A 23,671-nucleotide genomic window follows, 5' to 3' on the forward strand; every position below is an offset into this window, starting at 1 on the left:
GTCATCGGGGTAAGCCCGGGTCTCCGATGCAAAAACCAGCATCGAGAGAGCCAAAAATGTGATTAGCCCTGGATCGAGGGGGTGCCTAGCATCCGCTCCGAACAAGAACAAGCGCTGCCTCGACCTGCTCGGTCGGTACAGCCCGCTTGCCAGTCGGACTGCCCCCAAAAACGATCCAGGAGACAAGATGAAGAAGACAGCCATGCAGCCGCCCCGCGCGGCTGGAAACCAGGTGCTTGTGCTGCGCAGCACTGTGGCCGCAGCGATGACCTTGGGACTCGCGATCGCCGCCAGCGCCCAGGAAGCCAAGCCCGCCGAGCCCCAGCAGCTCGAAGGCGTGACCATCACCGGCGCCCGCAAGTCGGCCGAGAGCGCGCAGCTCATCAAGATGAAGTCCGACCAGGTGGTCGACTCCATCGTCGCCGACGACATCGGCAAGTTCCCCGACAAGAACGTGGCCGAGATCCTCGGCCGTGTCACCGGCGTGCAGATCCAGCGCGGCAACGGCGAAGCCGGCAGCGTGATCGTGCGCGGCCTGGGTGGCATCGTGACGCTCTTGAACGGCCGCGAGTTCTTCTCCGATTCCGGCCGCAGCCTCTACCTGGCCGACGTGCCGGCCACCATGCTGCAGCGCCTGGATGTCTACAAGACCCAGGGCGCCGACCTGCCGGAGGGCGGCACCGCCGGCGTGATCGATGTGCGCACCAACCGGCCGTTCGACTTCAAGGACTCGCAGGTGGTCATCAATGGCCGCATGGAGCACCGCGACAAGGCCAAGGCCGACAACCCCGACCTGAGCGGCATGGCCTCGAACCGCTGGAAGACCGAGCAGGGCGAGTTCGGCGCGCTGGTGGGTCTGTCCTACCAGAAGGGCACTTACCACGATGAACGCGCCTGGGTCGGCGACCCGGTGACCTTCAACCACGGCGGCAAGAGCATCCTCGGTGCCGACGCCATGGGCCGCGTGCTCGACCTCGGCGACCGCAAGCGCCTGGCCGGCAACCTGGCCCTGCAGTGGAAGCCGAACGCCGACATGGAGTTCTTCCTGGAAGGCTTCGCCACCAAGATCGACCATCGCTTCCAGCAGTCGTTCCTGGTGGCAGGCATCCCGGTCTTCGAGCCTACGTCGGTGGTCACCACCAAGCCGGGCACGAACAACCTCGACACGGTCACCAACACCAACTACCCGGGCTGGGGCTTCACCTCAACGCAAGCCAAGCACGACGAAGCCTCGAACAAGCAGTTCGCGCTCGGCGGCCACTGGGACGCCACCGACCGCCTGCGCGTGAGCAGCGAGCTCGCGCACACCAAGAGCCGCATCGACTGGGTCAACCGCATCCTCGACACCGGCTACGCACCGACCAACACCATCGGCAAGGTGCAGGACGGCGGCGGCTACATCGACTATCCGACGCTGGACCTGACCAAGGCCACGAACTTCCGTGTCAACGGCGGCGTGGACGTGCGCGGCGAGCGCAGTGGCGACTCGACCGACTGGCGCGCCGACGCGGTCTACGACATGGCCGGCAACAGCTTCTTCAAGGAATTCAGCACCGGCGTGCGCCTGGCCAAGCGCCACGCCATGGCCGTCAACACCAGCATGCCCTGGACGACCAGCTTCTCGGCCGTGGGCCAGTTGGTGTCGAACTTCCCCGGTATCTACTCGGTGTCGCCGGCCACCTGGGGCGACTTCGGCGTCAAGCAGTATGTGTACGCCGACCGCGAATGGCTGCTCGACAACGGCGAGGCCTTCCGCAAGATGCTGACCGGCAGCACGGCGCTGACCGCCTACGACCCGATGACCTTGTTCGACGACGAGGAGAAGACCAGCGCCGTCTACGGCAAGACCAAGTTCGGCTTCAACGCGGGCGGCGTGCCGGTCAGCGGCGTGGCCGGCCTGCGCCTGGTGCGCACGCAGCAGCACCTGATGGGCAACTCGCGCAACGCCGCCACCAACGTGATCACGCCGGTGGACGTGGACACCTCGCGCACCGATGCCCTGCCCAGCCTGGCGCTGAAGGCAGAGTTCAGCCCGAAGCTGATCGGCCGCCTGGTCCTGGGCAAGGCCATCGAGCGCCCTAACTTCGTCGACTACAACCCGGGCGTCACCTACACGCCGCCGGGCGGTGGCGTGACCTTCGGTACCGCCTCCGGTGGCAATCCGAACCTGAAGCCGACCGAGTCCAAGAACATCGACGTGGCGCTGGAGTACTACTTCGCCCGCACCGGCTCCCTGACGGCCACCGTCTTCGAGCACAAGTTCAAGAACCGCGTGGTCATCGATGCCGGTGAAACGACGATCAATGGCGTTCGCTACAACACCAGCCAGCCGATCAATCTGAACAAGGCCAACCTCGGTGGCTACGAGCTGAGCTACCGCCAGTTCTACGACTGGCTGCCGGGCGTCTTCAGCGGCTTGGGGCTGGAAGCCAACTTCACCTACATGAGCGGCAAGCAGATCAACAAGAGCGGTCTGGAGAGCGACTTCCTCGGTCAGTCCAAGCGAGCCATCAACCTGGTGGCGCTGTACGAGAAGAACGACGTCTACGGCCGCCTGGCCTACAACTGGCGCTCCAAGTTCCTGGCCGAGTACCCGTACCGCACCACCGGCCGTGAACTCTGGGTCGCACCGCTGTCCACGCTCGATGCATCGGCCGGCTACACGTTCAACAAGCACCTGACCATCTCGCTGGATGTCACGAACTTGCTGAACCAGGCCTATCACGACTACTTCGACAAGAACCCGGCGATGGTCCGCGACGTGCGCTACTACGACCGCACCTACGGCATCTCGCTGCGCTGGAAGATGTAAGGACCTGACGGGTCCAGCGAACCGGGCGTTGCCGTGCTGAAGCTGGCAACGCCCTTTTTCTTCAAGATCTCGCGGAGATCAGGCCGCCTGGGTGCTCTCCTGCGCTCGTGGCTGGGCCAGAGGCCCATCCCTTCGCCAGGCACAACCAGTCCTCAGGACTGTTTGTGTCCGGGCTCAGTCCCCCGCCGCCGGCCTGATCTTCGAGCAATCCCCGCGAAGCCATGACCCACCTGCTGAAGCCGCTGATCCTGCAGCGCGCCGACCCGCACATCTCACGCCACGCGGATGGCCACTACTACATGACCGCCTCGGTGCCGCAGTACGACCGCATCGAGCTGCGTCGCGCGTCGACCATCGAAGGCCTGGTTGACGCGCCGCTGTTCGATGTCTGGCGCAAGCCCGACACCGGCCCCTGTTCCGAACTGATCTGGGCACCCGAGCTGCACTTCAACGAAGGCGCCTGGTACGTCTACTTCGCAGCGGCGCCGACGCGTGCGATCAAGAGCGACCTGTTCCAGCACCGCATGTATGCCATCCACTGCAGCGACCCAGATCCATTGACCGGCCGATGGGAATTCCTCGGCCAGGTCGATACCGGCATCGACAGCTTCTGCCTCGATGCCACCACCTTCACGCACCGCGGCCGGCTCTACTACCTGTGGGCACAGAAGGACACGGCCATCGCAGGCAACTCCAACCTCTACATCGCTCCGATGAAGACGCCCTGGCAGCTGGCCGGCCCGCCGGTGATGTTGAGCAAGCCGGAGTTCGATTGGGAATGCCGCGGCTTCCTGGTCAACGAAGGGCCGTCGGTCTTGCAAAGCCACGGCAAGGTCTTCATCAGCTACTCGGCCAGCGCGACGGACGAGAACTACGCGATGGGCTTGCTGTGGGCCGATGAGGAAGCCGACCTGCTCGACCCGAAGCGCTGGCACAAGTCGCCAAGGCCGGTGATGAGCACCTGCTACGAGCACGGCATCTACGGCCCCGGCCACAACAGCTTCACCACCGGTGCCAGTGAAGAAGAAGTGCTGCTGGTCTATCACGCCCGCACCTACACCGAGATCGAAGGCGACCCGCTCTGGAACCCGGACAGGCACACCTTCATCAAGCCCATGCGCTGGAGCGAAGACGGCATGCCGCTGTTCGGACGCCCCTCTTTGTGCGACTGACGATCGGTATGTCGATATCGGTATCGAGCGCCGCCAGGAATTGATTGGATTGCAATTCCGAGCCTGCCTAGCATGGCCCGAAGGCATCACGAGAGCACTCACCCCATGACAATCAGTGACGAGAAGAAGCGCCAGGTCAAGCTGCGCTCCGCCGAGTGGTTCGGCACGCAGGACAAGAACGGCTTCATGTACCGCAGCTGGATGAAGAACCAGGGCATCCCGGACCATGAGTTCCAGGGCAAGCCGGTCATCGGCATCTGCAACACCTGGTCCGAGCTGACCCCCTGCAACGCGCATTTCAGGAAGCTCGCCGAGCATGTGCGGCGCGGCATCATCGAAGCGGGCGGCTTGCCCGTAGAGTTCCCGGTGTTCTCCAACGGCGAATCCAACCTGCGGCCCTCGGCCATGCTGACCCGCAACCTCGCGAGCATGGACGTGGAAGAGTCGATCCGCGGCAACCCGATGGACGCGGTGGTGCTGCTGGTCGGCTGCGACAAGACCACGCCCGCGCTGCTGATGGGCGCGGCCAGCGTGGACGTGCCCGCCATCGTCGTCACCGGCGGGCCCATGCTCAACGGCAAGCTCAAGGGCAAGAACATCGGCTCGGGCACGGTCGTCTGGCAGCTGCATGAGCAGGTCAAGGCTGGCGAGATCTCCATGCATGACTTCATGGCCGCCGAGGCCGGCCATTCGCGGTCGGCCGGCACCTGCAACACCATGGGCACGGCGTCAACGATGGCCTGCATGGCCGAGGCGCTGGGCACCTCGCTGCCGCACAACGCGGCGATTCCTGCGGTGGATTCGCGCCGCTATGTGCTGGCTCACTTGTCCGGCATGCGCATCGTCGAGATGGTCTGGGAGCAGCTCACGCTTTCCAAGGTGCTGACCAAGCAGGCTTTCGAGAACGCGATCCGCGTCAACGCGGCGATCGGCGGTTCGACGAACGCCGTGATCCACCTGAAGGCCATTGCCGGCCGCATCGGCGTGGACCTGGAGCTGGAAGACTGGACCCGCATCGGCAAGGGCACGCCCACGCTCGTCGACCTGCTGCCCTCGGGCCGCTTCCTGATGGAAGAGTTCTATTACGCCGGCGGCCTGCCGGCGGTGATACGCCGCCTGGGCGAGAACGACCTGCTCGTCCACAAGGATGCACTGACCGTCAATGGCAAGACGCTGTGGCAGAACTGCCATGACGCACCGATTTACGACGACGAGGTGATACGCACCATCGACAAGCCACTGATCGAGGACGGCGGCATCTGCATCCTTCGCGGCAACCTCGCGCCGCGTGGCGCCGTGCTCAAGCCTTCGGCGGCCACGCCCGCGCTGATGAAGCACCGTGGCCGGGCCGTGGTGTTCGAAGACTTCGATCACTACAAGGCACGCATCGGCGACCCCGATCTGGACGTCGATGCCAGCTCGGTGCTGGTGATGAAGAACTGCGGCCCCAAGGGCTACCCCGGCATGGCCGAGGTCGGGAACATGGGCCTGCCCCCGAAGCTGCTGGCGGCCGGCGTCAAGGACATGGTGCGCATTTCCGACGCCCGCATGAGCGGCACGGCCTACGGCACCGTGGTCCTGCATGTGGCCCCCGAGGCGCGTGCCGGCGGCCCGCTGGCCGTGGTGCAGGACGGCGACTGGATCGAGCTCGACTGCGCCGCCAACCGACTGCACCTGGACATCAGCGATGCCGAGATGGAGCGCCGCCTGGCCGAGTGGCAAGCCAGTCAGACCGTCGACGCTATGGACGCCAGCGGCTACCGCCAGCTCTACGTGAAGCATGTCTTGCAGGCCGATGAAGGCTGCGACTTCGACTTCCTGCGCGGCAAGCGCGGCTCGGCCGTGCCGCGCCACTCCCATTGAATTCCTGAGGATTCCCCAGTGAGCAACAGCATCAAGGGCGAAGCCCTGATCGGCGGCGTGGCCGTTACCGGCGCAGGCGCAACCTTCAAGGCTTTCGACCCGAATCTGGAACAGGCGATCGAGCCGGAGTTCCGCGCGGTCAGCCCAGCGCAAGTGGCCGAAGCCTGCGGCCTGGCCGGCGAAGCGTTTGATTCATTCCGTGCAACGACCGACGATCAGCGAGCCGACTTCCTCGAACAGATCGCTGCGCAGATCCTGGCATTGGGCGACGAGCTGATCGTGCGCGCCATGGCTGAGAGCGGCCTGCCGCGCGCCCGCCTCGAAGGCGAGCGTGGCCGCACCGTCAATCAGCTGAAGCTGTTCGCCGAGCTGCTGCGCGAAGGATCGTGGCAGGACGCGCGCATCGACAGCGCCTTGCCGCAGCGCCAGCCGCCGCGGCCTGACTTGCGGCTGCGCTTCATCGGCGTGGGGCCGGTGGCGGTGTTCGGTGCAAGCAATTTCCCGCTGGCGTTCTCGGTGGCAGGTGGCGATACCGCCGCCGCGCTGGCAGCGGGTTGCCCGGTCGTCGTCAAGGCGCATTCGGCGCACCCCGGCACGTCGGAGCTGGTGGGCCGTGCGGTGGTCGAGGCGGTGCGCCGGTGCGAGCTGCATCCCGGCACGTTTGGCCTGCTCAGCGGCAGTGGCCACGGCATCGGCGAGACCCTGGTCAAGCATCCGGCGATTCAAGCGGTGGGCTTCACCGGCTCGCGCAGCGGTGGCCTGGCGCTGATGGCGGCGGCCGCCTCGCGCTCGCAACCGATTCCGGTCTACGCGGAGATGAGCAGCATCAACCCGGTCGTGCTCCTGCCCGGTGCCCTGGCCGCGCGCGGTGCCGAGATTGCGGCGGGCTTTGCCGCCTCGCTGACGATTGGCGTGGGCCAGTTCTGCACTAACCCGGGCTTGGTGCTGGGCCTGGCAGGCAAGGATTTCGATGCTTTCGCTGCGGCGGCTGCCGAGGCTTTGAAGCCGCTGCCCGCCGGCACTATGCTGACCGCCGGCATCGCCCGCGCCTACCAGCGCGCCGAGGAGGAGCTGGCTTCGCAGCCTGCCGTCACTTCACTGTTGCGCGGCGAGTCCTCGGGCTGCAAGGGCGCGCCCGGCCTCTTCGTCACCACGGGCGAGTCCTTCCTGGCGAACCATCTGCTCTCCAACGAGGTCTTCGGCCCAGCCTCGCTGCTGGTCGCCTGCCACGACCTTGATCAGTTGCTGCAGGTGATCGAGCACCTCGAGGGGCAGCTCACCGCCACGCTGCAATTGCAGGAAGACAGCGAGAGCGACCTCGCCGCCGCGCGCCGCCTCTTGCCGGCGCTGGAGCGCAAGGTCGGCCGCATCCTCGCCAATGGCTTCCCGACCGGCGTCGAGGTGTCCACCGCCATGGTCCACGGCGGCCCCTTCCCGGCCACCTCGGACGGCCGCAGCAGCTCGGTGGGCACCGCCGCGATCCAGCGCTTCCTGCGCCCGGTGTCGTACCAGAACCTGCCGCGCGCCCTGCTGCCCGAGGTGCTGCGCGAGCCGAACGAGCGCGGCGTCTGGCGGCGCCGCGACGGCCTGCTCACACGCAACTAAGAAGACCCAACGGAGACAAGCAAAATGAAGAAGCACCTGCTGGCCCTGGTGGCCGGACTCGCCCTGAGCGCTGCGAGCTTTGCAGCCGATGAGATCAAGGTCGTCGTCGATGCGGCCAAGCCCGGCCCGGTGATCCACCGCAACATCTACGGCCAGTTCGCCGAGCACCTGGGCACCGGCATCTACGAGGGCATCTGGGTCGGTCCCGACTCCAAGATTCCCAATGTGCGCGGCTGGCGCAAGGATGTGGTCGGCGCGCTGAAGAACCTCAAGGTGCCGCTGGTGCGCTGGCCCGGCGGCTGCTTCGCCGACGAGTACCACTGGCGCGAAGGTATCGGCCCGCGCAGCAAGCGCCCGGTCAAGGTCAACACGCACTGGGGCGGCGTGCCCGAGAACAATGCGGTCGGTACGCACGAGTTCTTCGACCTCGTCGAGCAGCTCGGCGCCGAGGCCTATGTGAACGGCAATATGGGCACAGGCAGCGCGCAGGAAATGGCCGAGTGGCTGGAGTACATGACGGCCGAAGGCAAGTCCACGCTCGCCGACCTGCGCCGCAAGAACGGCCGCGACAAGCCCTTCCGCGTCCACTACTTCGCCGTCGGCAACGAGACCTGGGGCTGCGGCGGCAATATGCGCCCCGAGTACTACGCCGACCTCTACCGCCAGGTCGCCACCTTCCTGAAGACGCCCGAGAACAACCGGCCGCTCTTCATCGCCAGCGGCGGCAACGACCAGGACACCAAGTGGACCGAGGTGCTCAGCAAGAACGTGCGCTGGAACTTCGACGCCATCGCCCACCACTACTACACCTTCCCCTCCGGCAAGTGGGAGGGCAAGGGTCCGGCCGTGGGCTTTGGCGAAGACCAGTGGATATCGACGCTTGCCAACACGCTGAACATCGAGAAGACCATCGTCAAGAACAAGGCCATCCTCGACCAGAACGATCCCAAGATGCGCCTGGGTCTCTACATGGACGAATGGGGCAGCTGGTACGACCCGGAACCCGGCAGCAACCCCGGCTTCCTGGTCCAGCGCAACACCCTGCGTGACGCGCTCCTGGCGGCCCTGCACTTCAATGTGTTCCATGCCCATGCCGACCGCGTGCGCATGAGCAATATCGCGCAGATGGTCAACGTGCTGCAGGCCATGATCCTGACCACCAAGGACAAGCTGATCCTGACGCCGACCTATCACGCTTTCGAGATGTACACGCCCTTCCAGGACGCGACCTCGCTGCCTGTCTCGGTGCAGAACAACCCGACCTACAGCGTGGCTGCGCACAGCATGCCGACGATCAGCGCCACCGCCGCGCAGGGCAAGGACGGCAAGCTCTGGCTGGGCCTGGTGAATGCCGATGCGACCAAGCCGCAGGAGCTGACGCTGGACCTGGGCGCGGCAGTGAAGTCGGCCAAAGGCCGCATCCTGACTGCTGCTGCGATGGATGCAGAGAACAGCTTCAAGGCACCGAACGCGATCAAGCCCGAGCCCTTCGAGGCACAGGCCGTGAACGGCAAGCTGGTCGTCAAGCTGCCGGCCAAGGCCATCGTCGTGCTGGCGGTGGAGCGCTGAGCATGACTGCGCCGAACAGTCGTCGCAACTTCCTCGCGGTCGCCGGGAGCATGGGTGCCTCGCTGGCCCTGACGGCCTGCGGCGGTGGCGGTGGCGGTGGCGGCGGCGGTGCCGCTGCGCCTTCACCGGCACCGGCACCGGCACCGGCACCCGCTCCTGCCCCGGCGCCAGCTCCGGCCCCAGCCACGCAAACGGCCGTGCCCTTCGGCAATGCCTCGGTGCACGACCCCTCGGTCATCCGCGTGGACGGCACGTTCTATGTGTTCGGCTCGCACCTGGCCGCCGCCAAGTCCACCGACCTGATGAGCTGGACCAAGATCGCCGATGGCGTGAACGATGCCAACCCGCTGATCACCAAGGTCACGACGGCGCTGGCCGAGGCCTTCGCGTGGTCGCAGGTCACCGGCCTCTGGGCTGCCGACGTGGCGCGCCTGGACGATGGCAGGTTCTACCTGTACTACAACTCCTGCAAGGGCGACTCGCCCCGCTCGGCGCTGGGCGTTGCAGTGGCCGACAAGGTCGAGGGCCCCTACGTCAACAAGCAGATCATCCTGAAGTCCGGGATGTGGGGCCTGGCCAGCGAAGACGGCACGGTCTATGACGCAACCAGGCACCCCAATGTCGTGGACCCGCAGGTGTTCAAGGACGCCTCGGGCCAGCTGTGGATGATCTACGGCTCCTACTCGGGCGGCATCTTCATCCTGGCGCTGGACAAGGCCACCGGTCTGCCCACGCCGGGCCAGGGCTACGGCAAGCACCTGATGGGCGGCAACCATGCGCGCATCGAAGGCGCCTATGTGCTCTACAGCCCGCAGAGCAAGTACTACTACCTGTTCACGTCCTTCGGCGGGCTCGATGCCAGCGGCGCCTACAACCTGCGTGTGGCCCGCTCCTTGAAGGCCGACGGGCCCTACCTCGACGCCGCTGGCACTGACATGGCCACGGTCAAGGGTGCGGTGGGCACGGTGTTCGACGACGCCAGCATCGCGCCGCATGGCCAGAAGCTGATGGGCAACCACCAGTGGCAACTGGTCGGCAGCGAGTCGGGCACGGCGCTGGGTTATGTCTCGGCCGGCCACAACTCGGCCTACTACGACGCGGCAACTCAGCAGTACTTCCTGATCTTCCACAGCCGTTTCCCGAATACCGGCGAGCTGCACGAGATCCGCGTGCATGAGATGCACCTGAACGAAGAAGGCTGGCTGGTGGTGGCGCCCTTCCGCTATGCGCCCTTGAGCCTGGCCACGCCGGCGCAGACGGCGGAGGTGAGCAGCGCGCAGGCGGTGGGCAGCTACAAGCTGATCAATCACGGCAAGGACATCACGGCGACGATCAAGACTTCGGTGGCGATCAAGCTGAATGCCGATGGCACGGTCAGCGGCGGCGCGACGGGCACCTGGGTGCACAAGGGCTCGAACAGGATCAGCGTGAGCCTGACCGGCACCGGCGCGGCCACCTTCAGCGGCGTGCTCTCGCGGCAGTGGAACACCAATGCCAATGCCTTCGTCGTGACGTTCAGCGCCCAGTCCTCTGGCGGCGTTTCGGTGTGGGCTGCCCGAACGGGTGACTAGGATGAAGTGGCCCTTGCGCGAGCCAAGGACATCGGGCGAGGGGTTCCGCTCCTGTCCCCCGGACCGGGCTTGGCCCGGCCCTCCTCCTTTACCTCGCTGCACCCCTCACCCGACGTCCTTGGCCAGCCGCTGTCCTGCAACGGATACCGAAAGCCTGTCGTACCGGAGCTGGGCGGCTGGGCGTTCTTCAGAGCGAGGTAAAGAAGGAGGCGTCGGCCAGAGGCCGACGACGGGGGACACGAGCGCAGGAGAGCGCCCAGACGGCCAGATCCTCAGAGCGCTGTTCGCCTCCGTGTTCCTGGTCGTTGCAAGTGCAAGCAGCGCAGCAGCGCAGCTCTTTCCGCTCTCGGACGTCAGACTCAAAGACGGCCCCTTGCTCGAAGCGCAGGACGCCGACCGCCAGTATCTGATGGCGCTGGACGCCGACCGGCTGCTCGCGCCCTTCCGCCGCGAGGCCGGCCTGCCGCTGCCAAAGCCTAGCTACGGCAACTGGGAATCCAGCGGGCTCGATGGCCACATGGGCGGCCACTACGTTTCGGCATTGGCCCTGATGTGGGCGTCCACCGGCGACGCTGCCGTGAAGCAGCGGCTGGACTATGTGATCGCCGAACTCAAGCGCTGCCAGGACCAGCTGGGCACGGGCTACATCGGCGGCATCCCCGATGGCAAGACAGCTTGGGCCGAGATCGCCAAGGGCCAGCTGAAGGTCGACAACTTTTCGGTCAACGGCCGCTGGGTGCCCTGGTACAACCTGCACAAGCTGTTCGCCGGCCTGCGTGACGCCCACGTGCACGCCGGCAGCGAAGACGCCAAGCAGATGCTGGTCCGCTTCAGTGACTGGGCCCTGCAACTCACCGCGAAGCTGAGCGACGAGCAGGTGCAGGCCATGCTCAAGAGCGAGCATGGCGGCATGAACGAGATCTTTGCCGATGTGGCCGAGATCACTGGTGACGCGAAGTACCTCGCACTCGCCAAGCGTTTCTCGCATCAAGCGCTGCTTCAACCACTGCTCGAGCAGCGCGACGTGCTGACCGGCCTGCATGCCAACACGCAGATTCCCAAGGTGATCGGCTTCGAGCGCATTTCAGAAACGGGTGGAGACAAGACCTGGCACCAGGCCGCCCGCTTCTTCTGGAAGACCGTGGTGGACAAGCGCACGGTGGCCATCGGCGGCAACAGCGTCAAGGAACACTTCCATCCCGACGGCAATTTCCAGCCGATGCTGGACGAGGTCGAAGGCCCGGAGACCTGCAACAGCTACAACATGCTGAAGCTCAGTGCCGCGCTCTACCGCGCGGATGCTGCCAAGGGCGGCGCCTACGCCGACTACTACGAGCGCACGCTCTACAACCACATCCTCTCGGCCCAGCATCCGCGCGGCGGCGGCTTTGTCTATTTCACGCCGATGCGGCCGCAGCATTACCGCGTCTATTCGCAGGTGGACCAGGGCATGTGGTGCTGCGTCGGCTCCGGCATCGAGAGCCACGCGCGGCATGGCGAGTTCATCTATGCGCATGAGGGTGATGCGCTCTACGTGAACCTGTTCATCGCCTCGACCCTGAACTGGCGCGATCAGGGCGTGCGCATCACGCAGAGCACGCGCTTCCCGGACGAGAGTCGCAGCCGCATCAAGATCAACGATGCCGGCAGCTTTGCCTTGAAACTGCGCTATCCATCCTGGGTGGCCGCCGGCGCAATGAAGCTCAGGCTCAACGGCCGCGCGATCAAGGTGAGCGGCAAGCCGGGTGAGTACATCGAGATCCGCCGCAGCTGGGCCGATGGCGACACGGTGGACATCGAGCTGCCGATGCGCACTCAGCTCGAGCCCATGCCGGGCCTGAAGAACTACTACGCGGTGCTGCACGGCCCCATCGTGCTGGCCGCCAAGACCGAAGGCCCTGCCGGCGAACGATTGAACTTCCGCGCGGACGATTCGCGCATGGGCCATATCGCCCATGGACCGGTCTGCCCGCAGGAATCGGCGCCGGTGTTCGTCAGCGCCCGCAAGGATTTCGAGCGCCGCTTCAAACCGGTTAAAGGCCAGCCGCTGACCTTCACCGCGCCGGGCCTGATCCAGGGTCGCAATGCCGGGCGCCTACAGCTCATCCCCTTCTTCCGCCTGCATGACTCGCGCTACATGCTGTACTGGGCGCACACCACGCTCGCCCAGCAGAGCGTGCTGCGCAGCTCGATGGCTGCTGCCGAGGCTGAACGCTTGAAGCTCGATGCGCAGACCATCGACCAGGTCGCGCCGGGTGAGCAGCAGCCGGAGTCGGACCACGGCTTCAGGGGCGAAGGCGTGGAAAGCGGCATCAACAAGAACTCGCGCTGGCGCCATGCGCGCCAATGGTTCAGCTATGAGCTCGCCGACCGCGAGCTGCAAGCTCGCAAGCTGCGCCTGAGCTTCTCCGGCGGAGACGCGGGCCGGCGCTTCGACCTCATCGTCAACGAGCAGCTGATCAGCGAAATCCTGCTTTCCGCCAACGCACAAGAGATCTACAGCCGGGACTTCGAGTTGCCAGCCGACCTGGTCAAGGCATCGGCCGGCAAGCTGAGCGTCAAGTTCGTGGCTCAGCCCGGCTCCATCGCCGGCGGCCTCTACGGCCTGCGCCTGCTCCGCTGAACGAAACGCTCGCCAGATTGAGCACCGCCGCCGGCCACCGCTTCCTACCATCCATTCAAACCAAGAACCGGAGACAGACATGACGACCACCCTTCTGCGCCGCACCCTGCTGGGCGCTGCCCTCTTAGCGCCGCTCGTTGCAACAGCTGCCGACAAGCCGCTGGTGATGGGCTTCTCGCAAGTCGGCGCCGAGAGCGAATGGCGCAGCGCCAACACCGCCTCGGTGAAGGCCGCCGCCAGGCAGGCGGGCATCACGCTCAAGTTCGCCGACGCGCAGCAGAAGCAGGAGAACCAGGTCAAGGCGATCCGTACCTTCATTGCGCAGAAGGTCGACGTGATCGCCTTCTCGCCGGTGGTGGAGTCGGGCTGGGACACGGTGCTGAAGGAAGCCCGCGCCGCCAGGATCCCGGTGGTCCTGACCGACCGCGCGGTCAATGTGTCGGACCCCTCGCTCTACGTGAGCTTCATCGGCTCGGACTTCGTCGAGGAAGGCCGCAAGGCCGGCCGCTGGCTGCTGGAGCGTGCGGCCAAGAACCCCGGCGCTTCGCTGAACATCGTCGAGCTGCAGGGCACAGTGGGCTCGGCCCCGGCCATCGACCGCAAGAAGGGCTTCGAGGAAGTCATCAAGGCCAACCCCAAGCTGCAGGTGATCCGCTCGCAGTCGGGCGAGTTCACGCGGGCCAAGGGCAAGGAAGTGATGGAAGCCTTTCTGAAGGCCAAGGACAAGAAGATCGACGTGCTCTATGCACACAACGACGACATGGCCATCGGTGCGATCCAGGCGATCGAGGAAGCGGGCCTGAAGCCGGGCAAGGACATCACCATCATCTCCATCGACGGCGTGAAGGGCGCATTCCAGGCCATGCTGGCCGGCAAGCTCAACGTGACCATCGAATGCAATCCGCTGCTGGGCCCGCAGCTGATGGAACTGGCCCGCAAGGTCGTGGCCGGCCAACCGGTGGAGAAGCGCATCACGGTGATCGAGGGCGTGTTCCCGGCCGAGGTGGCGGCGAAGGAACTGCCGAATCGGAAGTACTGAGCATGTCGGGTGCTGTCCCGGTGCTGGAGCTGTCCGGCATCCACAAGGAGTTTCCGGGCGTGAAGGCGCTGTCGGACGTGCGTCTGCGCCTCTTCCCCGGCGAGGTCCACACGCTGATGGGCCAGAACGGCGCCGGCAAATCCACCCTGATCAAGGTGCTCACGGGGCTCTACACGCCGGAGCAGGGCCGCATCGTCCTGAGCGGCAGAGAGGTCGCTCCGCGTTCGACCGAGGAAGCCCAGAAGCTGGGCATCAGCACGGTCTACCAGGAGGTCAATCTCTGCCCCAATCTGTCGGTGGCGGAGAACATCTGCATCGGTCGCTACCCGCGCCGCTGGGGCCAGATCGACTGGCGGGCCATGCGCGCCGAGGCCCGCCGCGTGTTGGCGCAGATGGACATCGCCGATATAGACGTGGGCGCGCCGTTGGCTCGCTATTCACTGTCGGTGCAGCAGATGGTGGCGATTGCGCGCGCGCTCTCCATCTCGGCCCGCGTGCTGATACTCGATGAGCCCACGTCGAGCCTCGATGAGGCCGCGGTGCAGCGGCTGTTCGCCGTCCTTCGGCGCCTGCGCGAGCAAGGGATGGCCATCCTCTTTGTCACCCACTTTCTGGACCAGACCTACGCAATCTCCGACCGCATCACGGTGATGCGCAATGGCGAGACCGAGGGCGAGTACCTGGCGGCGGACCTCAGCCGCCTGGCCCTGGTCAACAAGATGGTGGGCGAATCGCAAGCCGAGGCGCAGCAGCGCACGGCAAGTTCTTGCCAGGCGGGCGAGACGGTGCTGCGTGCGCAAGGCCTTGGCCGCTTCGGCGCACTGCAGCCTCTGGACCTGCATCTGCGTCGCGGCGAGGTGTTGGGCCTGTGCGGCCTGCTCGGCTCGGGCCGCACCGAAGCGGCGCGCCTGCTGTTTGGCGCCGATGCGGCGGACTGCGGCGGCATCGAGATCAAGGGCCGGCTGCAGCGCTTCAAGTCACCGCGCGAGGCGATTGCCGCCGGCATCGCCTTCTGCTCCGAAGACCGCAAGCATGAGGGCGCCATCCTGGCGTTGTCGGTGCGCGAGAACATCGTGCTGGCATTGCAGGCTCGCAAGGGCCTGCGGCTGGTGATGAGCCATGCCGAGGCGCAGGCACTGGCCGACGGCTTCATTCAAAAGCTCGGCATCAAGACGCCGAGCGCTGAAACCCCCATGGCCCAGCTCTCCGGCGGCAACCAGCAGAAGGCCTTGCTGGCCCGCTGGCTGGCCACCGACCCGGCCCTCTTGATACTGGACGAACCCACGCGCGGCATCGACGTGCGTGCCAAGGAAGAAATCATGGACCACGTGGCCGGCCTGGCCCACCGCGAGGGCGGCATGGCCGTGCTCTTCATCTCCTCCGAGCTGCCCGAGGTGCTGCATTGCAGCGACCGATTGCTGGTGCTGCGAGACCGCAAGGCCGGCGGCGAGTACCGGCGCGGCGAGCTGGATGAGAAGACCGTGCTTGAAGCGATTGCCGGCGAGGCTGCATGAAGGAGCTGTCCCGCCCTCTCGCGGCGCTGGCGTTGCTGCTGATCGTCGCCCTGTTCAGCGTGCCGGGCTTCTTCCATCTGGAAACCAAGGACGGCCATCTCTATGGCAGTCTCGTCGACATCCTCAACCGCGCCGCACCATTGATGCTGGCAGCCCTTGGCATGACGCTGGTGATCGCCACGCGGGGCATCGATGTTTCCGTCGGCGCCGTCGTAGCGATTTCGGGCGCCGTCGCCGCCGCGCTGGTCGCCGCGCAGCAAGGCCTCTGGGTCGCTTTGGCCGCCGCCATGGGCGCTGCGCTGGTTTGCGGCGCGTGGAACGGTCTTCTGGTCGCGGCGCTGGGCCTGCAGCCCATCATTGCCACGCTGATCCTGATGGTAGCTGGCCGCGGCCTGGCCCAGCTGTTCACCGACGGCCAGATCGTCACGGTCTATGAACCGGCCTCCTTCTTCTTCCTCGGCAGCGGGCATCTGCTCGGCCTGCCCTTCTCGCTCTTTGTCGTGGCGGCGATGTTCGGCCTGACTTCACTGCTGATGCGCAAGACGGCGCTCGGCCTGTTCATCCAGACCGTGGGCATCAACCCGGTGGCGGCCCGCTTGGCCGGCGTGCGCACCGCTGCCTTGATCTTCCTTGCCTATGTCTTCTGCAGTGCCTGCGCCGGCCTCTCTGGCCTGATGATCGCCTCCAACATCAAGAGCGCGGACGCCAACAACGCCGGCCTCTTGCTGGAGCTGGATGCCATCCTCGCGGTGACCCTGGGCGGCGGCCAGCTCACCGGCGGCAAGTTCAGCCTGGCCGGCAGCCTGATCGGCGCGCTGATCATCCAGACGCTCAGCTACCTGATCTACGCGTTGGGCGTACCACCCCAGGTCACCATGGTCGTGAAGGCGGTGGTGGTGTTCGCGGTCTGCATCGCGCAGTCGCCCAATCTGCGGACCCGCAGCGCATGAGCTCAATCCTTCAAAGCCTGCGCGCCCTCGCCGTCGCGCCCGCCTTCACCTCCCTGGTCAGCGTCGCCCTCCTGCTGGTCCTGTTCGGCGCCGGCGCGGTGAACTACACCGGCTTCGCCTCGCTGCAGGTCGTCTTCAACCTCTTGATCGACAACGCCTTCCTGCTGGTGCTCGCGGTGGGCATGAGCTTCGTGATCCTGTCGGGCGGCATCGACCTCTCCGTCGGCTCGGTGCTGGCCCTGACCACCATGGTGGCGGCCTGGCTGCTCCAGGTGGCGCACTGGCCGCCCCCCCTGGTGATGACGGTCGTGCTGCTGGGTGGCGCGCTCTTCGGCGCGGCGCAAGGCTGGCTGATCCATCGCTTCAAGTTGCAGGCCTTCATCGTCACGCTGGCCGGCATGTTCCTGGCGCGCGGCCTGTGCTTCCTGATCAGCGTGGACTCGATCACCATCGATGCACCGATGTTCGTCACGCTCTCGCAAACGCAGTGGACGCTGTTCGGCGCCTTCGTCTCACCAGGCGCGGTGATCGCGCTGGCGGTGCTGGCCGTCGGCATCTGGCTCTCGCAGCGCAGCGCGTTCGGTCGCGCCGTCTACGCCATCGGCGGCAATGAGCAATCGGCCTTGATGATGGGCCTCAATGTCGGCCGCAGCAAGGTCTTGATCTATGCGCTGAGCGGCTTCTGCGCCGCGCTGGCCGGCCTGCTGTTCTCGCTCTACATGCTGTCGGGCTACGGCCAGCATGCGCAGGGCACCGAGCTGGATGCCATTGCCGCCGTGGTGATTGGCGGCACGGTGCTCAGCGGCGGCTATGGCTATGTGGCCGGTGCGCTGTCGGGCGTGCTGGTGCTGGGCCTGATCCAGACCTTGATCGCCTTTGACGGGTCTTTGAGTTCCTGGTGGACCAGGATCGTCATCGGCGCCCTGTTGTTCGTGTTCTGCGGCGTGCAGCGCTTGCTGGCTCGCCGCGCCTCTTGAGAGAGCCTTCGTGAAGCATCTGATCTCCGCCCTCGCACTGGCCGCACTGAGTGTCACCTGCGCCCAAGCCGGCAACCCGCTATTCCCCAAGCTCTTCACCGCCGACCCAGCGGCCATCGTCGACAAGGGCCGCGTCTACGTCTACGTAGGTCATGACGAAGCCAGGCCGGAGGACAAGGACTATGTGATGCACGAGTGGCGCGTCTATTCGAGCTGCGACATGGTCAACTGGCGCGACGACGGCGTGCCGCTGACGCCCTTCACCTTCAGCTGGGCGCGCGACAAGGCCTGGGCGGCCGACGTGGTCAAGCGCGAAGTTGACGGGAAGATCAAGTACTGGTTCTATGCACCGGTGGCGCACAAGACCATTCCCGGCATGTCCATCGGCGTGGCCGTGTCCGACAGCCCCACCGGCCCCTTCGTCGATGCGCGCGGCACCGCCCTGGTCACCAACGACATGACCACGCAGACCAAGATCAGCTGGGACGACATCGACCCCGGCGTCTTCATCGACGACGACGGGCAAGCCTACTTGTACTGGGGCAACACGGTGCTGAAGTACGCGAAGCTGAAGCGCAACATGACCGAGTTCGATGGGCCCATCCACGTGGTGGAGGTGCCCAACTTCACCGAGGCGCCCTACCTGCACAAGCGTGCGGGCACCTACTACCTCAGCTACGCCCAGCACTTCCCCGAGGAGATCGCCTACATGACCGGTCCGAGCCCGACCGGGCCCTGGACGCCGCGCGGCGTGATCATGGGCAAGAACGACAAGACCAAGACCATCCACCAGGCCTTCATCGAGTTCAACGGCAAGTCCTATGTGCTGTATCACAACGCCGAGCTGCCCGGCGGTGGCGAATGGCGCCGCTCCGTCGCGGTGGAGGAGGTTCGCTACAACGCGGACGGCACGATCCAGCCGATAGCGCAGACCAAGAAAGGCCCGAAGGCGAACCCGAGCCCGGGGTGCAAACGGGCGACGTGATCTGAAGCTTGGCCACCGCACTACAGTTGCGGCCATGCATGCCTTCATCCACGCCCCGGCCGCGCGAGCGCTTGCCCCAATCCTCCTTGCGGTCGCGGCTTCCCATGTCTGGGCCACCGAGGTGGAGTGGCTGCCGAGCTGGAAGGCCAAGGACAGAACCGCCTACGAAGTCACCCGCTGCAAGCCGATCAAGGCCGAGGGCCGAACTGTGGACACCTGCGTCAAGGGTCGGCTGGACATCGTCGTGCTGCGTGCCAACGCGACCGGCTCATTGCAGCGCTGGAACTCCGACATCCTGGGCGAAGCGCTCGCCAGCAGCGGCCTGGCCTCCGAGGCACTCGCTACGCTGCGCGAAGCGATGCGTTTCTCGATGGACATCGAGTTCGATGGCGCGGCGCAGCCGGTGCGCCTGCTCAACGGCGACGAGATCAGGCAGAAGCTGAAGGCCGTCTACAGCATGCGTACCCTCAGCAAGGACGGCAAGCCCCTCGACGCCAAGGCGTTGGCCGCCACCGAAGCCTTTGTTGGGCAACTGCTCGGCTCCGATGCCCGGCTGCTGGCCTTGATGGCCAAGGATGCGAATATCCTTTACTCGCCGCTGGGCGGCAGCTTCACGATCGGCCAGACGGTTCAGGTCGAGTCATCGATGCATTCACCCTTTGGTTCGGCGCCTTTCAAGTCCACGCTCTCCGTCACCACCCAGGCCGGCGGCGAAGGCACCCAGGAGTTGCAGCTGGACATCATCGAGGACCTGGATCGAAACTCGCTTGCTGCGGCCCTGGACGACATCATCAAGCCCCTGGTCGGGAATTTGGGCAAACCTGAAGCGGCCGCCGAGATGCGCGCCGCCTTTTCATCGATGACATTGCGGCGCAACAGCCGCTACAGGATCCAGCCGGCCAGCAGCTGGCCCTTGCTGGTCAACTGGCGACAGTCGCTCGAAGTGAGTGGGCAAAGCCGGCTGGAAGTGACCGAGTTCAAACGCCTGCAATGAGCGGAACGTGGGCGAGCAAGCCCGGCCGTTACGCCTGTCGCCCACCCTGGCAGCCGGCCGCAGTAGCATGCCCATCGTCACAGGGGGAAACCAAGATGAAGCTGCGAGTCCTGTTGAGCGCGTCGCTGAGCGCCTGTCTGCTCTTGGCATTGATGCCGGCGAGCGCCATGGAAGGAGGGAGCAAGCCCCAGACGGTCGCGCTGATCGCCACGCTCGGCGACCAGTTGACCATGGTCTACAAGCGCCCCACGCGCGCCAGCCAGGTGGAGCCCTACACGCGCCGCACGATCCAGGTGGACGGCCAGTTGCTCAACTACTCGGTGCTGCGCGGCCTGGACAGCGCCATCGCCGCCGCCGAGCCCGAGGCACAGCGCGTGATGCTGCGCTGGCGGCCCTCGCCCGAGCTGACCGCGCTGCTGAAGAGCAGCACGACGCAGAACGCCAACGAGCTGCTGCTCGAGGCCCTGGTGAATCAGCTGAGCCAGATTCCCCAGCGCGCCGGCTGGGACCGCATCGAAGCCATCGTGCCCAACTACTCCTGGGTCGAGAAAGACGGCATGCCGCGCAATATCGGCGGCATCGGCATCTTCGTCCAGCCCGTGGGCAGCGAATGGAGCATCGAGGACGAGGAAGGCGTGGACCGGACCGCGGAGTACAAGGCGGACACCTACGACACGGTCAACCCCAACACCGGCGTGAAGGGCAAGGACTCCGGCTTCGTCGCGCCCTACATCTACTTCGACCGCCTGACCATCGACGCCAGGACGCTGCAGGTCTTGTCACGCAAACCGCACTACGCCAACACCAAGTATGCGGACCCTAAATCCAAGTCCATCGACGTCATGGAAGGCATCACGCCGGCCAAGCTGGTGGAGCAGCTGACCACGCTGGTGGAGAAGGCCGCCTACCAGTCGGTGCGCGGCAAGGTGGAGGTCGAGGTCGGGCCGGTCAAGCAACTGCCGGGCAAGTGAGTTGCTGAGGTCTCAAGCCCTCAGCAAGTACTCGATCCCTGCCGTGATCGTCGCCATCTGCGCGGCATTGCATTGCGCCGGGCTGGCCGTCGGGCTGTCCGGGTAGACCTCGGTGGTGGTGACAAAACGCGCGCCGGTCATGCCGCCGCACAAACCCAGCTCGCGCTTGGCGTAGTTGATGACGCCGAACTGCTGCAGGGGCGTGCCGATGATGGCGCCATGCTCGTCGGCCTCGGCGATATGGGTCACGCGCTGCACGGCTTCGATCAGCGCACGCTGGAACTCGGGCACCGGGCGCTCGGTGTCGGCCACCAGATAGAAGCCATCGGGAATCGCATGCCAGTCGAAGGTCTTGCCGTCGCGTGCCGCCTTGGCGGGGCCGAATTCGCTGTTGTCGGTGTCGGTGGTTTCGTGCAGGTCGACATGCAGGTCCACGCGCGGCGCGTTCGCGGCCACGCATTCCAGTGCCTGCGTTGATTCCGCGGCCGGGCCGCCGGCCCTGAACTGCCGGTTCGGGTCGATGGCGTCCGGGTTCCAGCGGTTGATCGTCTCGTAGCCCCAGGGGCTGATGCAGGGCAGGACCAGCAGATTGACCCGGGCTGCATGGCGGGTGAACTCGTCGCGTACCCATTGCAAGGCACCATGCACGCCGCTGGTTTCGTAGCCATGCACGCCACCGGTCACCAGCACCGTCGGTCGATCTGCGCTCCACTCGGCGCTGCGTACTGCGTAGAGCGGGTAGCTGGGCAGGCCCAGGCGCCCGTAGTCGATCACGCCGTACTGGAACAGCTCGGCCTGCTCCGGCAAGGTCGCCTTCAGCGGCGCGACGACCTCGTCGGCATAGCTGCGTTGAATCTGCTGGCGCTGCAGCCAGGAAGCCCTCTCGGCCGCGCTCCAGGGCATGCCAGGCGTTCCGATGGGATAGGGCGGTGTGATGGCGGGGGTGCTGGGGGTGCTCATGTCTGCATTGTGGCAAGTCGGCGCGCCCGGGCAACCGGCGCATCCTGACCCAGCGCATCTCAGCGGCCCGGATTTGCACTCCGTCGACAGCCGCTTCCGGCACCGATGCAAGGCTCAGACACTGCAATCACTGACACAGCAAACACCCCAGGAGCCCACCATGAACACCACCGTCAAAGCACTCGCTTTCGCCCTCGTCGCCGTCACCAGCGCTGCCGCCATCGGCACCGCCTACGCCGACCACGCTGCCCAGGATGCAGCAGGCATCGTGAAGCTGGAACGCGTGGTGATCAGCGGCAAGCGCGCCGCAGCACCAGTGGTGACCGCCCAGCTGCCCCGCGTTGTGATCCTGGGTCGCACCGTGACCACGCTGGACCTGCATGTGGCCAGCATCCAGAAGACCGGCAAGACGACCTGATCTGACTGCTGGCTACGCAGGCAAGCCGCCAAGCGGCGGCGAACGCCCGCCCTCAGACCAGCGACACGCGACGCTTGGCGCGCCACAGCAGCAGGCCGCCCAGGGCGGCACCAAACAGCGGCGCATAGACGTTCAGCCGCATCAGCGTGGGCGTACAGGCAAAGCAGAAGATTGCCAGCCCCATCAGGTTGTTCTGGTGCGTGCGCCAGGACTTGGCCGCCGAGACCGTCTCGATCACCAGGCCGCGCCGCATCGCCATCCAGTAGAACAGCGTCTGCAGGAGCAGGATCAGGCCGATCACCGGCACATAGACCAGCAGCGCTGCCAGGTTGGTGGTGTAGCGCCCCAGCAAGGCTGCGGCGAAGGGAAAGAAGCACACCAGGGCCAGAAAGCTCAGGGCGCAGACCAGCAGCGGCAGGTCGATCTCGCGCACCTGCTCGGCCAGCCGGTGATGCCAGACCCAGAACAAGCCCAGCATCGCAAAGCTGAAGAAATAGGCGCCAATCACGTATCCGTGATGCATGAGCGCATGGACCAGCTCCTCGGCGGATCCCCGGTCGGACAGCTCGGGCACCTTGACCTCCAGCACCAGGATGGTCATGGCGATGGCGAACACGCCATCCACCAGGGTTTCGAGGCGGGCGCGGTGGATGCGGAAGGGGCTGTTCATGGCTGCGGTCACCTGTGCGGATTGCAATCGGTGGCGGCAGCATAGCTGCGGCACATCAGAAACGGATAAGGGCAGACCTCACCTCAGGGGCCGGCGCAGCTCTTTCAGGCCATGGGTTCGAGGCGGCTACAGTGCGCGCACAGTGTAGGCAAGGACGCACCATGACCGACCAGACCATCCGCTTCGACGACGGCGCCAGCTACGAGATCATGATGGGGCGCTGGAGCCTCATCGTTGGCGACCGCTTCATCGACTGGATCGCCGTGCCGGGCGGCCAGCGCTGGGTCGACATCGGCTGCGGCAACGGTGCCTTCACCGAAAGGCTGGTGGAGCGTTGCGCTCCGGTGCAGGTGCATGCCTTCGACCCCTCCGAGGGTCAGCTGGCCTATGCACGCAGCCGCTTGCCCGCCGGCACGCCCGTCGTCTGGGCTCAGGGCGATGCGATGAAACTGCCGCTGGAAGACGGCTGCTGCGATGCAGCCACCATGGCTCTGGTGCTGTTCTTCGTGCCCGATCCCCGGGTCGGCCTGGCCGAAATGGTGCGGGTACTCCGGCCTGGTGGCGTGGCGGCGGCCTACCACTGGGACATCCTGAATGGCGGCTTCCCGCTGGCCGCCATCGGCGCCGAGATGATGAAGCTGGGCGTGCCCCCGCGCATGCCGCCCAGCGCTTCGGCGTCCACGCTGGAAGCCTCGGAAGTGCTGTGGAAGGAAGCCGGGCTGCAGGATGTCCGCACGACGCAGTTCACCGTGGAACGCCAATTCGCCAGCTTCGACGATTACTGGCACAGCGCCGCCAACAGCAGCTCGATGAAGCCGATGTTCGAAGCACTCCCCGCCGGGCAGCTCGAGGACTTGAAGGCCAATGTTCGGCAAAGGCTGGAGGCCGGCGACGGCCCCTTGACGGTGAGCGCCCGCGCCAATGCGATCTGCGGTATCAAGCCATGACTTTTGCCCACTCGATGGCCGGCAATCTCGT

The 23,671-nt window shown here is 65.8% G+C and carries 18 protein-coding genes; 16 read left to right on the forward strand and 2 right to left on the reverse strand.

Going from position 1 to position 23,671, the window contains the following annotated elements; genetic code table 11:
- Nucleotides 1-187 precede the first annotated feature (187 nt).
- The 14 genes from V3596_RS11405 to V3596_RS11470 all read left to right on the forward strand — a co-directional run bounded on the left by V3596_RS11405 (nucleotide 188) and on the right by V3596_RS11470 (nucleotide 20,645).
- Nucleotides 188-2,812 carry a TonB-dependent receptor gene (locus V3596_RS11405; RefSeq protein WP_334277858.1) on the forward strand — a complete coding sequence of 875 codons (2,625 nt, stop codon included), beginning with the start codon at nucleotides 188-190 and terminating at the stop codon, nucleotides 2,810-2,812.
- 221 nt (nucleotides 2,813-3,033) lie between these two features.
- Nucleotides 3,034-3,984, forward strand: a complete 951-nt coding sequence (locus tag V3596_RS11410; RefSeq protein ID WP_334277859.1) for a glycoside hydrolase family 43 protein — start codon at nucleotides 3,034-3,036, stop codon at nucleotides 3,982-3,984.
- 105 nt (nucleotides 3,985-4,089) lie between these two features.
- The gene (locus V3596_RS11415; RefSeq protein WP_334277860.1) at nucleotides 4,090-5,847 is read left to right on the forward strand and encodes an IlvD/Edd family dehydratase; all 1,758 of its coding nucleotides are present in this window, start codon (nucleotides 4,090-4,092) and stop codon (nucleotides 5,845-5,847) included.
- A gap of 18 nt (nucleotides 5,848-5,865) precedes the next feature.
- Nucleotides 5,866-7,452, forward strand: a complete 1,587-nt coding sequence (locus V3596_RS11420; protein WP_334277861.1) for an aldehyde dehydrogenase (NADP(+)) — start codon at nucleotides 5,866-5,868, stop codon at nucleotides 7,450-7,452.
- 24 nt (nucleotides 7,453-7,476) lie between these two features.
- Nucleotides 7,477-9,021, forward strand: coding sequence for an alpha-N-arabinofuranosidase (locus V3596_RS11425; protein WP_334277862.1), 1,545 nt, complete (start codon nucleotides 7,477-7,479; stop codon nucleotides 9,019-9,021).
- A gap of 2 nt (nucleotides 9,022-9,023) precedes the next feature.
- Entirely contained in the window at nucleotides 9,024-10,592 is a 1,569-nt protein-coding gene (locus V3596_RS11430; protein ID WP_334277863.1) for a glycoside hydrolase family 43 protein, read from the forward strand.
- A gap of 292 nt (nucleotides 10,593-10,884) precedes the next feature.
- Entirely contained in the window at nucleotides 10,885-13,215 is a 2,331-nt protein-coding gene (locus tag V3596_RS11435) for a glycoside hydrolase family 127 protein (RefSeq protein WP_334277864.1), read from the forward strand.
- 79 nt (nucleotides 13,216-13,294) lie between these two features.
- Nucleotides 13,295-14,254, forward strand: a complete 960-nt coding sequence (locus tag V3596_RS11440; protein ID WP_334277865.1) for an ABC transporter substrate-binding protein — start codon at nucleotides 13,295-13,297, stop codon at nucleotides 14,252-14,254.
- A gap of 2 nt (nucleotides 14,255-14,256) precedes the next feature.
- Nucleotides 14,257-15,768 carry a sugar ABC transporter ATP-binding protein gene (locus V3596_RS11445; protein WP_334277866.1) on the forward strand — a complete coding sequence of 504 codons (1,512 nt, stop codon included), beginning with the start codon at nucleotides 14,257-14,259 and terminating at the stop codon, nucleotides 15,766-15,768.
- Complete coding sequence (locus V3596_RS11450) at nucleotides 15,765-16,718, forward strand: ABC transporter permease (protein ID WP_334277867.1); 954 nt, start codon at nucleotides 15,765-15,767, stop codon at nucleotides 16,716-16,718. Before V3596_RS11445 ends, V3596_RS11450 begins: the two co-directional genes overlap by 4 nt.
- Entirely contained in the window at nucleotides 16,715-17,695 is a 981-nt protein-coding gene (yjfF, locus tag V3596_RS11455; RefSeq protein ID WP_334277868.1) for a galactofuranose ABC transporter, permease protein YjfF, read from the forward strand. Before V3596_RS11450 ends, yjfF begins: the two co-directional genes overlap by 4 nt.
- 10 nt (nucleotides 17,696-17,705) lie before the next feature.
- A complete protein-coding gene (locus V3596_RS11460) occupies nucleotides 17,706-18,680 on the forward strand; it encodes a glycoside hydrolase family 43 protein (RefSeq protein WP_334277869.1) in 975 nt (324 codons plus the stop codon).
- 34 nt (nucleotides 18,681-18,714) lie between these two features.
- Nucleotides 18,715-19,674, forward strand: a complete 960-nt coding sequence (locus tag V3596_RS11465) for a hypothetical protein (RefSeq protein ID WP_334277870.1) — start codon at nucleotides 18,715-18,717, stop codon at nucleotides 19,672-19,674.
- A gap of 95 nt (nucleotides 19,675-19,769) precedes the next feature.
- Nucleotides 19,770-20,645, forward strand: coding sequence for a hypothetical protein (locus V3596_RS11470; protein WP_334277871.1), 876 nt, complete (start codon nucleotides 19,770-19,772; stop codon nucleotides 20,643-20,645).
- Nucleotides 20,646-20,657: 12 nt separating this feature from the next.
- Here the strand turns inward: V3596_RS11470 and V3596_RS11475 are convergent, their stop codons facing one another.
- A complete protein-coding gene (locus V3596_RS11475; protein WP_334277872.1) occupies nucleotides 20,658-21,605 on the reverse strand; it encodes a M14 family metallopeptidase in 948 nt (315 codons plus the stop codon).
- Nucleotides 21,606-21,765: 160 nt separating this feature from the next.
- Between V3596_RS11475 and V3596_RS11480 the strand changes: the two genes are divergently transcribed.
- A complete protein-coding gene (locus V3596_RS11480) occupies nucleotides 21,766-22,023 on the forward strand; it encodes a hypothetical protein (RefSeq protein ID WP_334277874.1) in 258 nt (85 codons plus the stop codon).
- A 52-nt stretch (nucleotides 22,024-22,075) separates the two neighbouring features.
- On the opposite strand, the gene V3596_RS11485 is transcribed toward V3596_RS11480, so the two are convergent.
- The gene (locus V3596_RS11485) at nucleotides 22,076-22,693 is read right to left on the reverse strand and encodes a TMEM175 family protein (RefSeq protein WP_334277875.1); all 618 of its coding nucleotides are present in this window, start codon (nucleotides 22,691-22,693) and stop codon (nucleotides 22,076-22,078) included.
- Between the two features lie 161 nt (nucleotides 22,694-22,854).
- Here V3596_RS11485 and V3596_RS11490 point away from each other — a divergent pair, with 161 nt between their 5' ends.
- Complete coding sequence (locus V3596_RS11490; protein ID WP_334277876.1) at nucleotides 22,855-23,640, forward strand: class I SAM-dependent methyltransferase; 786 nt, start codon at nucleotides 22,855-22,857, stop codon at nucleotides 23,638-23,640.
- The last annotated feature ends 31 nt before the right edge of the window (nucleotides 23,641-23,671 follow it).

The organism is Roseateles microcysteis, assembly GCF_036880965.1.
Taxonomy (GTDB): Bacteria; Pseudomonadota; Gammaproteobacteria; order Burkholderiales; family Burkholderiaceae_C; genus JAUASW01.

Coding starts and splice junctions, on each gene's coding strand:
- V3596_RS11430 (WP_334277863.1), top strand. CDS start 9,024: ATGACTGCGCCGAACAGTCGTCGCAACTTCCTCGCGGTCGCCGGGAGC.
- V3596_RS11485 (WP_334277875.1), bottom strand. CDS start 22,693: ATGAACAGCCCCTTCCGCATCCACCGCGCCCGCCTCGAAACCCTGGTG.
- V3596_RS11415 (WP_334277860.1), top strand. CDS start 4,090: ATGACAATCAGTGACGAGAAGAAGCGCCAGGTCAAGCTGCGCTCCGCC.
- V3596_RS11490 (WP_334277876.1), top strand. CDS start 22,855: ATGACCGACCAGACCATCCGCTTCGACGACGGCGCCAGCTACGAGATC.
- V3596_RS11475 (WP_334277872.1), bottom strand. CDS start 21,605: ATGAGCACCCCCAGCACCCCCGCCATCACACCGCCCTATCCCATCGGA.
- yjfF (WP_334277868.1), top strand. CDS start 16,715: ATGAGCTCAATCCTTCAAAGCCTGCGCGCCCTCGCCGTCGCGCCCGCC.
- V3596_RS11450 (WP_334277867.1), top strand. CDS start 15,765: ATGAAGGAGCTGTCCCGCCCTCTCGCGGCGCTGGCGTTGCTGCTGATC.
- V3596_RS11470 (WP_334277871.1), top strand. CDS start 19,770: ATGAAGCTGCGAGTCCTGTTGAGCGCGTCGCTGAGCGCCTGTCTGCTC.
- V3596_RS11440 (WP_334277865.1), top strand. CDS start 13,295: ATGACGACCACCCTTCTGCGCCGCACCCTGCTGGGCGCTGCCCTCTTA.
- V3596_RS11445 (WP_334277866.1), top strand. CDS start 14,257: ATGTCGGGTGCTGTCCCGGTGCTGGAGCTGTCCGGCATCCACAAGGAG.
- V3596_RS11465 (WP_334277870.1), top strand. CDS start 18,715: ATGCATGCCTTCATCCACGCCCCGGCCGCGCGAGCGCTTGCCCCAATC.
- V3596_RS11405 (WP_334277858.1), top strand. CDS start 188: ATGAAGAAGACAGCCATGCAGCCGCCCCGCGCGGCTGGAAACCAGGTG.
- V3596_RS11410 (WP_334277859.1), top strand. CDS start 3,034: ATGACCCACCTGCTGAAGCCGCTGATCCTGCAGCGCGCCGACCCGCAC.
- V3596_RS11425 (WP_334277862.1), top strand. CDS start 7,477: ATGAAGAAGCACCTGCTGGCCCTGGTGGCCGGACTCGCCCTGAGCGCT.
- V3596_RS11480 (WP_334277874.1), top strand. CDS start 21,766: ATGAACACCACCGTCAAAGCACTCGCTTTCGCCCTCGTCGCCGTCACC.